At 58.3% G+C, this 10,487-nt stretch carries 11 protein-coding genes and 2 pseudogenes; 3 read left to right on the plus strand and 10 right to left on the minus strand.

What is annotated here, in order from left to right:
• Positions 1–247 precede the first annotated feature (247 nt).
• Positions 248–433 (plus strand): annotated as a pseudogene (locus tag AB9K34_RS00205) (transposase); the annotation flags it as partial.
• A gap of 4 nt (positions 434–437) precedes the next feature.
• Here AB9K34_RS00205 and AB9K34_RS00210 read toward each other — a convergent pair.
• From AB9K34_RS00210 to AB9K34_RS00255, 10 genes and pseudogenes are all read right to left on the minus strand, one after another.
• Positions 438–827: a hypothetical protein gene (locus AB9K34_RS00210; RefSeq protein WP_369952485.1), complete on the minus strand. Its 390-nt coding sequence runs from the start codon at positions 825–827 to the stop codon at positions 438–440.
• Positions 827–2,455: an IS66 family transposase gene (locus AB9K34_RS00215; RefSeq protein ID WP_369952486.1), complete on the minus strand. Its 1,629-nt coding sequence runs from the start codon at positions 2,453–2,455 to the stop codon at positions 827–829. Before AB9K34_RS00215 ends, AB9K34_RS00210 begins: the two co-directional genes overlap by 1 nt.
• A gap of 62 nt (positions 2,456–2,517) precedes the next feature.
• Positions 2,518–2,865, minus strand: a complete 348-nt coding sequence (tnpB, locus tag AB9K34_RS00220) for an IS66 family insertion sequence element accessory protein TnpB (protein ID WP_369952487.1) — start codon at positions 2,863–2,865, stop codon at positions 2,518–2,520.
• Entirely contained in the window at positions 2,862–3,233 is a 372-nt protein-coding gene (locus AB9K34_RS00225; RefSeq protein WP_369952488.1) for a transposase, read from the minus strand. Before AB9K34_RS00225 ends, tnpB begins: the two co-directional genes overlap by 4 nt.
• A 142-nt stretch (positions 3,234–3,375) precedes the next feature.
• Positions 3,376–3,504, minus strand: a pseudogene (locus AB9K34_RS00230) (IS481 family transposase); the annotation flags it as partial.
• A 78-nt stretch (positions 3,505–3,582) separates the two neighbouring features.
• Positions 3,583–4,254: a response regulator transcription factor gene (locus AB9K34_RS00235; protein WP_369952489.1), complete on the minus strand. Its 672-nt coding sequence runs from the start codon at positions 4,252–4,254 to the stop codon at positions 3,583–3,585.
• 98 nt (positions 4,255–4,352) lie between these two features.
• Entirely contained in the window at positions 4,353–5,936 is a 1,584-nt protein-coding gene (locus AB9K34_RS00240) for an ATP-binding protein (RefSeq protein ID WP_369952490.1), read from the minus strand.
• A 1-nt stretch (position 5,937) separates the two neighbouring features.
• Positions 5,938–7,467, minus strand: a complete 1,530-nt coding sequence (locus AB9K34_RS00245; RefSeq protein WP_369952491.1) for an ABC transporter transmembrane domain-containing protein — start codon at positions 7,465–7,467, stop codon at positions 5,938–5,940.
• Positions 7,464–8,528, minus strand: a complete 1,065-nt coding sequence (locus AB9K34_RS00250; RefSeq protein WP_369952492.1) for a hypothetical protein — start codon at positions 8,526–8,528, stop codon at positions 7,464–7,466. Before AB9K34_RS00250 ends, AB9K34_RS00245 begins: the two co-directional genes overlap by 4 nt.
• A gap of 216 nt (positions 8,529–8,744) precedes the next feature.
• A complete protein-coding gene (locus tag AB9K34_RS00255) occupies positions 8,745–9,194 on the minus strand; it encodes a hypothetical protein (protein ID WP_369952493.1) in 450 nt (149 codons plus the stop codon).
• Positions 9,195–9,516: 322 nt separating this feature from the next.
• Between AB9K34_RS00255 and AB9K34_RS00260 the strand changes: the two genes are divergently transcribed.
• Together AB9K34_RS00260 and AB9K34_RS00265 are read left to right on the plus strand one after the other, a co-directional pair.
• Positions 9,517–10,035 (plus strand): oxidoreductase, encoded by a 519-nt coding sequence (locus tag AB9K34_RS00260; protein ID WP_369952494.1) that lies wholly within the window; start codon positions 9,517–9,519, stop codon positions 10,033–10,035.
• 42 nt (positions 10,036–10,077) lie between these two features.
• Positions 10,078–10,380 carry a hypothetical protein gene (locus AB9K34_RS00265; protein WP_369952495.1) on the plus strand — a complete coding sequence of 101 codons (303 nt, stop codon included), beginning with the start codon at positions 10,078–10,080 and terminating at the stop codon, positions 10,378–10,380.
• Positions 10,381–10,487 lie beyond the last annotated feature (107 nt).

A 10,487-nucleotide genomic window follows, 5' to 3' on the forward strand; every position in this document is an offset into this window, starting at 1 on the left:
TCTCGGATCTGGTGCGCAAGATGAAGGGCCGTTCGTTCCACAAGGTGCAACGGGAGTTTCCAGCCATCTGAAAGCGCTACTGGGGCTGCCGGTTTTGGGGGCGAGGGTCCTTTTCAACCACCAACGGTGCCATCACCGAAGACATCCTGCTTCAGTACCCGGAACAGCACATCGCTGATCCTACCGGCGCCAGCCGGTAGTCGTTCAGTCTTTGACGGAAGCGTATCTTGCGTTTTCAAGATTGTTTGGCCGCCGCGAAGTGCTGGGCATGGCGATCGGCGCTTCCGATGCGGAGCCGTTCCGGACGGAGTTTCCGCGCGATCTCGTCAGCTGCGGCCTCTCCGGCGTGAAGCTGGCGATCGGCGATGCGCATGGGGGCATCAAGGCCGCCACGGCGCGGGTGCTGTCGACCACCTGTCCGCGCTGCCGGATATGTCTCAGGTAATGGCGGGATGCTCTAGCTCCGGCGTGGTTGTCCGCAGATGGCTCTTGTAGATCGGAGGCAGGTCTTTCAAAGTAAGCGCCCGATTTCTACCGCAGCGGCTGGTCCTTGACGCGGGCAATAATGTCCGCTCGGCGACGAAGTCGTCGAGGAAGCTGTGCCACTCTTCGACGGACACGCGTGCGGATGCGAGCATATCACGTATCTCGTCGATGCCTTCGTCGGTCAGCGCGGTGATGTAGTCGTCGTGCCCGACATGAACGCTGACGATATTGCCGTAGGTTAGGTTGTCGTCGTTGCTGACGATGGCCTCGAGCAGTTCGGGATCTTCGCCCAGGCGGGTGGCGACATGTGCGATGGAGCACACGTAGGTCGTTGCGGACATCACGCGGCCTCGTCGCGTGATTGATCCGTCTGGCTCCAATTCCAAGGGAGTAATTCGGCCAGGCGGTTGTTCATGTGATCGTGGATGCGATCCAAGACGTCGGCGAGGTAGGCCTGCGGATCGAGCCCGTTCAACTTGGCGGTCTCAATCACGGTCATGGCGCGAGCGAGGGTTTCACCACCGGTGTCCGAGCCGGCGAATAGCCAGTTCCGCCTTCCGAGGCCAATGGGTCTCAGCGCGCGCTCGGCGGGATTGTTGTCGATGGCCACGCGCCCGTCCTCCAGGAACAGCGTGAATGAAGCCCAGCGGCTCAGCCCGTAGCGGAACGCCTTGGCCAGATCACTCTTACCGGGAATACGGGTGAGCTGCCTTTCGGCCCAGTCCCGGAACGCATCAACCTTGGGCTTGCTTTCCTTTTGGCGCACGGCCAGCCGCAGTTCGGCAGGCTTGCCGCTGATTTCCCGTTCGATGTCGTAGAGCTTGCCGATACGGTCGAGCGCCTCGCGCGCGATTGCGGATTTCGTCGCGGTCCAGACATCGTGAAAGTCGCGCCGAAGATGCGCCCAGCACGCGGCTTCCCGGAACTGGCTCTTGCCGTCCGGATCGGCGGCATAGAGCTTGGCATAGCCCTTGTAGCCATCGGCCTGGAGAATGCCGCGGGTTTCGCCGAGATGGGCAAGGACGTGCTCTTCCCTCCAGTCCGGGGCGAACCGGTAGACCGCACCGGGCGGGGCCGTGCCCGCCCATGGGCGCTGATCCCGGACATAGGCCCAGATCCGGCCTTTCTTGACGCCCTTTCCGAGCCCCTTGTCGCGGCGGCCGCGATCGAGAACCCGGATGGGCGTGTCATCTGCGTGCAGAAGATTGCTGGCCATGATCTCGGCCTCGATCTTCTCGATCAGCGGCGCCAGCGTCTTCATTGCCCCGCCGCACCAGTCGACCAGGGTCGTGTCCGGGATGTCTGCCCCCATGCGGGCGAAGATCTCGTTCTGACGATACAACGGCACGTGGTCGTCGAACTTCGAGGTCAGCACATAAGCCAGAAGGTTCGGGCCCGCCATGCTCCGTGGGATCGGACGGCTGGGTGCCGGGCTTTGAACCATACGCTCGCAGCGCCGGCAGGATTTCTTGATACGCGCGATCTCGATGACCTTCAGCTGGGCTGCAATCATGTCGATCAGCTCGCTGACATCCTCCCCGACCACACGCAGATCGCCCCCGCAATCCGGACAACTGTCGCCGGGGTCAAGCTCGCGGCGTTCGCGCGGCGTGTCCTGCGACACCTTCGGACGACGGCGCCTCGACTCCCGCGGTTCGGCTGGTTCCGGGGTCTGGTTGTCCGTCTCCGGCTCATCGTCGCCTTCCGGCGGCAGTTCATCCGCCTCGGCGAGCGCAACCTGCAGGTCCTCCAGCGCCAGTTCCAGTTGCTCGATCTCCCGCTCGATCTTTTCCGAACTGGAGCCGAATTTCTGCTTCTGCAATCTGGCAATCCGGACGCGCAGCGCTTGAACCAGCAGATCATGCGCCCGCAAACTGGCGGACATCTTCTGGTTTTCCGCCTGCAACGCGGCGATCATCGCCTTCAGAACGGCGGGGTCATTGGGGAGAGGCGTGGCTTCTACGGGCATGGTGGTGGATACCATCCTCCCAGATCAGACGCCATAAAAACAAACGATTCCAGAGAGATAAATCAGCCCGTCCGGGCTGGTGGCGTGCCCCAATCCGGCCTGCGCCAGTCGATCCCCTCCCAGAGCATGGCCAATTGAGCGGCGGTCAGACGCACGCTGCCATCCGTTGCCGCGGGCCATGGGAAACGCCCCTTCTCGAGGACTTTGTAATACAGGCAAAATCCCTGGCCATCCCAATACAAAAGTTTCACCCTGTTGCCTCGGCGCCCCCGAAACGCGAACACGGCACCGTTCGATGGCCGCTGCCGCAGGGCGTCCTGCGCGATGGCGGACAGGCCCGCGATACCCTTGCGCATATCAGTGTGACCGCAGGCCAGGTAGACCCGAACGCCGGTGCCCGGGCCGATCATGCCGCCTCCACCGCCTGGATCAAACGGGTCAGCATCGCCGCGTCCACACGGGCATCGACCCGGAGGCTGCGGCCCTCGCGCAGAACCACTTCGATCAGCGCCGAGCTCGCGTCAGGGACGCAGGCTTCTGGCGGTCCGGACGGCAGTGCAATATCGACCGGCAAGAACAGCGCCGTGTCGTCAGGCGTCAGAAGCCCCTTCTTCCTCAGCTCGTATCGCCAGGCATAAATCTGCTGCCGCCTGATCTCGTGCCGATGTGCGACTTGCGATACCGTCGCGCCGTTCACCCCGACCGAAAGCACAATCGCCAATTTTTCTTCGTCGCTCCATCGGCGCCGACGTTCCACGCCCAGGATTTCGCCCCGCATCCCTGCCTCCCTGAAGGAGACGTCTTTAATGACGTCATTATGGACGTCTCTTATCAATCAACGGGACATGCGAGCAGGCGGTTCAAATCGGGCGGTTACCTTTCAAACCCACAAATCCTCGGGTCTGAAACCGTCGTTTCTATTCGTAGAAACTGGTGCGGTCCATGTCCCGTTGTCGGCAGGCTTCAGCGACGTTGCCGAGTTCTCTGACCAATTCCAGAACGCTCAGGCGTTTCTGAGCAATCTTTGTCGCCGTATCACGCAGCACGATTTACTTCGCTGTCGATGATCGTCCCATACAATGTACCTCCTTCTCAAAACTGCACGAAAAGAAGGTTAAGTGGATGCCTCAACTCATACGATAGCCGACGTTTCTGAGTGTCACGATTCTCTGACCCTCTTTCCCGATTTTGCGTCTGAGGCGACCGACATAGACATCGACAACATTGGTCAAGGGATCTTCATTGATGCCCCAGACTGAATTCAAGATCCGCTCTCTGGACAGTACGCGCCCGACATTGGTCAGAAACAGAAGAAGCAGGTCGCGCTCTTTCTTGGACAACAGGATTTCCTGATCATCAACCGAAACCTGAAGTGAGCGTCTGTCGAATGTGAGGTTTCCGCATGTTATCACCGTTTCACTCAGATCGTTCGCATAGCTGTTGGCGCGGCGGTGCAATGCCTCGACCCGGGCGACGAGTTCGTCAAAATCGAAAGGCTTGGGGAGATAATCATCCGCGCCGATCTTCAGGCCCTCAACCCGTTCCTCGGGGCTGTCCAATGCGGTCAACATGAGGATAGGGGTCTTTGATTTCCTGGCGCGCAACTTGCGACACACATCTTGCCCCTGGATTCCCGGCAACATCAGATCCAGCAATATGACATCATAATTTCCTGCCGCCACGTGCTCCAATGCATCTTCGCCACTTGGCGCATGATCAACAGACCAGCCTTCGGCAGACAATCCGCGACGAATGAAATCAGCTACGCGTGTTTCGTCCTCGACAAGTAGAATATTCATCCTGTGTCTCAACTATTCGTACGTTTGAAATCGCGGCATTGCGAGGCTGCGGGTCCTTGCCGGTCGCGCGACATGTTTTGCAAGCGGTCTGGCGAGCATCAGCCCGTTTCTCGAAGTAGATCGGTTTGAACAATTTTAAACTGTGGTGACTTTGGCAGGCTTATGATGATTCTGAGCCCGCCCTCCTGGCGGTCCTGAAGGTCAACTGTGCCGGAATGAGCTTCGACGATCGATTTCACGACCGGAAGCCCGAGACCATTACCTTCGATCCCTTGCCCCGAGGCATTCGACCCCCGAAAGAATCGGTCAAATACCTGGGATTTTTCTGCGGCGCTCAGGCCGGGCCCGTCATCTTCGATGGTGATCGTGCAAGACGAGAGCCCATCCTCCAGAATTGCTCTTATTGTCGGGCCTCCGTATCGCCGGGCGTTCTGCAGCAACGCGAGCACGGACTGACGAACCCTGACCTCATCGATCAACGCCATCACCCTCCCTTCAGGGCTTTCGACCTGGACCGGCTCGGGAAACATCGCCACGGCATCATGCACCACCTTTCGCAGGTCGGTTTCCTTGCGATCCAGTCTGAGTTGACCGGCCTCAAACCGCGCGACGGTCAGCATATCATCAACGATCTGGTTGGTGTGTTTTGCAGAATCCCGAATGCGGGCGAGTGAGTCTGAAACATCCTCTGATAGAGTGTGCGATGTCCGCAGGGTCACGTCGGCCTCGCCGAGAATAATTGCCAGTGGCGTCCGCAGCTCATGGCTGATGTCAGCCATCAAACGTTTGCGGTTCTCCTCGCCCATCTCAAGCCTGTCGATCAGTCGCTGAAGCTCGGCCGTTCTGGCTGCTACGGTAGCCTCAAGTTGCCTCTTTTGCTCGGCGCGGCTTGCTTCGCGCGCGGCCAGACCTTCCGCCATGTTGTTCAGCAAAGTGCCCAATTCCCTGAACTCGCGGCTACCACCAAGGATCACGGGCCTGGAATAGTCTGCGCTACGCAAGTGGCCAATACCGTCGGCCAGCAAAATAAGGGGCTTTCTGATCTGACGGTTGAATGAAACAAGTGCGACCAGCAACACACCGATTGCCGCAAGAACGATCACGTAAACCAATCGTTCATTCCATTTCCTGAAGGTGGCGGCCGCGGTCAACACTTCGTCGACCTCTTCCAGTTCCTCATCAAGGGCGGTCTGGATCTTTTTATCAAGCTCATCATCAATGTCGCCATCCAGAAGGGCGGCCAGGCGCTCGATCCTGATAAATGTCTCGATCGGGCTACCCTCTTCTGAGAGCTTCGCGATAGCCGCATTGACGGCTTCTATATCGTCCTCGATCTCATCGAGAAGCTCCAGTTCCTCGAACTCCTCTTCGCCCACCATCTGGATTTCCCGCGCGATATTCATTCGAATTGCATTCAAAGTCTGGGCGATTTTCTCCTGCAGTACTGTCTTTCTGACCCCGTCGTCCCGGTCGCCGATCAGAAGGGCGTCACCGTGTTGTTTGAACAGGCGGTACAGGTCTGCCTCAAGCCTCAGGTGCAGGCCATAGGATTCCTGTGCCAGAGATATCCGGGCATCCCACCACCGGGCTTTATCAAGGCTGTACAGGGTCAGGCCTGCTAACCCGCACAAAAAACCGACCAGTACAGCGGCGTAAATTCCGAACAGAATAGATGAACGCATATCAGGTGACCGTTGAATCCTGTTCCAGATTAAGCGGAACCGTGTCTTCGGCCAATATGATAGTGGCCGAAGACAGTTCCCGAAAAGCATCGAGCAGTTCAGTGTGCTGATGCCGGTAAGACGCCCACCTGATGGAAGAGATGACAACAACATCAGCTTTGCCCAGAACAGCGCGGGCCAGATCTATGCGCAGGGTCTGAATTGGTAAAAGACCCTTGCCGTTCTCGGCCAACCGTTGATCAAGGCCACCGGAGGCCGAAAGCAGGTCAGACAGACCAAAGGCCCGCAGGACCTTTGCGATCCTCTGATCGTCCGGTCGTTTCGGACACATCAATGTCGCGGATCGGCGCAAACTGCCTTGAAGTCCGACATGAACGTCTCCGATAAACGCGACTTTCGGAGATCTATCCCGACCGTCGTAACAAACATCTATATCATCGCCTGTGTCGAGCCCGGCAATGATGCGTGCGAGTCTGTTTGTATTTTTGCCTTTCAGCGTCGAGATTGCGCCAGGCGGTGCGACGAACGAGACCGGCATGCGATCAAGTTCCCCGGTGACTTCGATGGTAACGGGATCGGGTTGGCTCTCCGCAATTCGCGTTACGTCTGGCTCCGAGAGCAGGTTTTCGGCCTTCTCGCGCGCCACGCTCCATGCGCAATAATGGTCCCACGCCCCGGCAAGGTTCTGCAACGGAAGGGCGATCAACGCCAGAACCGAAAGACTGGCAGCGACCGTGGCTGGCGCAATGCCCGCCTGGCCGGCTTGCCACAGCATCAGTAGGCCGGTCATCGCCACACCCAGTTGCAATATGGCCTGCAGACCGGCTGTCCTGCCGCGTCGTGCCAGCGCGTCGCGGCGCAGCGATGCGCCCTGTTTGTCGAGATTGCGAAGTTCGCGGTCGGTGCGGCCCATCAGGTCCAGTTCGGGCGCGATTGCGATGCGCTCGATCATCGAGATCGCGATATTGGCACGTTTCCGGCGCAGCTTCTGGTGTCGGCGGGCCAGATGCCAGGCCAGCAACCCCATGGCGAGCAGTGCACAACCGAGCGAGGCCATGCCATAGACCGCCAGCACGGGATCGAGAAAATACAGAATGGAGACAGCCCCCGGAATGACAATCGATGCGGACAGGACATCCGGTAATCCACGACCAAACCAGATGCGTGCCGCAGACAGGTCGCCGACAAATCGCAACGATAGCGCGCCAACCCGGCGTTTTTCATGCCGCGATTTCGGAAGCCGGGCTATATGCCTGTAGAGCGTGCGGCGCAATGAGATGGCATAGCTTTGGCCCAACGCTTCCGCGCGATATCGTGAAAGAAACAGGCAGGCGGCTGCAACCCCACCAGATATTGCCAGTTGCAGGACAGTGCTCATTGCGAGAGCTTTGCCTGCATGAAGCGCGGCAAAGGCGTCCCGTGTCGCAAATGCCGCAAACGCGAGCGCAACCGCCTGCACGATACCGCACAGAGTGAGGAGGACCGCATCGACGATGCGATCCCTCGTGGCGAGTTTCGTGAGGGCGGTCATGCGGCCACGTTCACCGTCTTATGCCGCATGAGCGGTGCTACATGTTGGGCGATGATCGCAGGCGACCAGAGATTTTCGCGCGACAATATCGGAATGCTGGTGACCTCCGCCGCCTCGGTAGCGGCCAGTGGCGAACAACTGACCATTCCGGAGATCGCGAAGGGACGAAGAGCTGCCTTTTCCAGAACGGTCACCCCGCCCAGGGCGCTCAGCGCATCCGGTGCGGCAAACAGGATGCCATCCAACCGGTCCCGGATGCGCGAAGATTGCAATATTGCCCGCGTTTCCTGCTGGAAGACACCGTCGGCGATCTCGACCACAACGATCTCAGCGCCGCGCGATGCTGCGGTTGCAACCAAAGTATCGAAACCGGATTCGATCGCTTCGAGTGGCATACGATATGTGGTGGCCATGCCAACGTCTGTAAAATCAAGAGCCGGGACCCCGCCGTCCTCAAAGCTGTTGAAATCGCCAAACGCGCCAGTTCCGGTGGCCTTGACCCCGGCGACGGCATATCCGGAACGCATAAGCCCGTGGCAAAGGCTTGATGCGGCCGTTGTCTTGCCGGAGTTCATCGATGCCCCGAAGACACCGATGACCGTTACCTGGTCATTCGCCGGCAGTGATGGCAGTGCATAGTCTGCCACGTTGATCACCTGGCCCTTTGCATTGGTCAGAAGGCCGACAAGTTTCAATCGTGTCGGGTCTTCCATGTTATCATGGGCGGCGTCCACGCGACCGGCAATGCCACCGCCAGCGACGAGATCGATAAGATCGTCATCAATCACGGCACTGGCAAGAAACTGGTCCGGTGCGTATCGGTCGCCCAGGCAAAGGACGACGTAATCGCCCGGGTAGCTGACCGAGGCGCGACGCTCCGCCAACTGGATTTTCTTGTGATGACCGATCTCGGCAATCTCGCAGAGTATAAGATCTCCTGCTTTTGCGGCGTCAATCTGCATAGAAAGCCCATGTACGTCGGACCGGTCGACCCTGCGGGTTGTAAATGCCCATTTTGCGCTTTCGCAGGCGACGGAAGAGATTTGGGAAAAATGTGTCATGCTTTACTCCGTATCTGGCTGTTCAGTGAAACCGTTTTGCCGATTTGATATGAGGAGAATTGCAAAGGGGAATGACGGGATGCCATGCAATCGGATGAACGGCAAATGAACACCTTGTCAGACCAACGCTTCAGCTCGAAACCCGGTTACAACAAGTCCGATCTCCGGAGTTCTCTTGTGGACGGTCAAGCAGAATGAGCGAATGAGGGTCCTCGGTCAGTCATCACCACCATCGCCATCGCCATCACCATCTCCGCCACCGTCGCCATCACCACCGTCGCCGTCGCCATCACCACCGTCACTGTCGCCATCACCACCGTCATCGCCGCCGCGGCCGTCGTCCCCATCTGTTCCATTGTCGGTCCCGCGATCACCCCGATCTTGGTTCCGATTTTCTTGACCGGCGCGGCCACCGGCGTCACCTCCCCTGTTTTTTGCCCCCATACGCAATTCGATGATGGTGATGCGGTTGTCGCGGTTCTGATCGATGTCCTCAAGCAGACTGCGTGCGCCAGCTTGTCCAAATGCGGCGGTCAGCTCGCTCAAGCTCAAGACACCGTCGGAATTTGTATCGACAGACCGAAAACTTGCAGTCTGCGCCGCTGCCTTGTTGAAATGGCTGTCGCCAAGAAGAAAGGTGAAAGCCAACAAAACGACGCAGGTCAAGTAGCTGCAAATGCCCAACCTGCGTTGCGCTGACCTAATTCCAGTCTTTGCCACAGACGATCCCCTGCTTGTCGGTTGCTTCTGTGAACCAACGGTATTTAAGCCCAGTAGGATAATATGCCTTGCAGAGATGGAAAGGGCATAAATGGAATATGAACGTCTGATGAACGCGGCCTTGATGATGCGGCCTTTGCCTTTGCTATCTTCGAAGGGACCGGAACGAAATCACCTATACCAAGGGGTAGTGTCATATACGTATTCTCTGATGCGGGCGAAGTTCATCTGTGGCATACTGTACAGGGAGTTCGTTGGGAGACATCGTATGTTTCATCGGTTCTGGAAGGTCTCTTCGGCCTTTCTGGTGGGTTTGGTCGTTACCGTTTCGGCTGCGAGCGGAAATGGTCTCGCCGCGCCTTCGGGGCCGGTGGTTCTGGTTGTTTCCGGCGCGATCAAGGTGACCAACCAAGGCGAGACTGCCGAGTTCGACATGGCCATGCTCGAGGCCCTCGACAGTACCGTGATCGAGACGACGACGCTCTGGACGGATGGTGTCCAGCGGTTCCGCGGAGCGTCTCTGGTCGCATTGACAGATCTGCTTGGTATCGAGAGCGGTACGCTGCATGCGGTAGCCATGAACGATTACTCCACTGATATACCGGTGTCTGATGCCGTCGATGGTGGTCCGATTATCGCGTATGAGTTGAACGGAGCGCATATGTCGCTGCGCAACAAGGGGCCGCTGTGGATCGTGTATCCATATGACAGCGACGACGTCTACAGATCGGAACAAATCTATACCCGCAGCATCTGGCAACTCGACAGAATCGAGGCAGTGCAGTAGAGCGGTTTGCGATACACCGGCCTGATTGAACGGAATTTTTTCTTGTCCACCACCACTCACGGACGCTTCAGAGCCGGTCTGATCCTTGCGATCGTGACCGGCTTTGTTGTCTTTTGCGTGGTGACGCTGATGGCAATTCACGTGGCAAGAGACCTGCGTCTGCTTGAAACCGCCAGTTCCGACAACATGCAATGGACCATTACCCAGGCCGAGGTCGAATATCTCGGTATGCTCGCGGAAGTTGAGGCTGTTCACCTTGAGCACAAATCCGATCTGAGCGATGTCAGACGCCGTTTTGACATCTTTTACAGCCTGACCTGCCCCCCTTCGGTCCCTCGTTCATAACGAGAGTCTGCGGGTTTGATCTTGATAATCATGGGTTTCGGTTTGGGCAAGCGCGCCGGGCGCGGAGCCCTCAAATTGCTCAAGCGCTCGGCGCGCTTGCAGTGGCG

Source organism: Sedimentitalea sp. XS_ASV28 (assembly GCF_041224545.1).
Classification (GTDB): Bacteria; Pseudomonadota; Alphaproteobacteria; order Rhodobacterales; family Rhodobacteraceae; genus Sedimentitalea.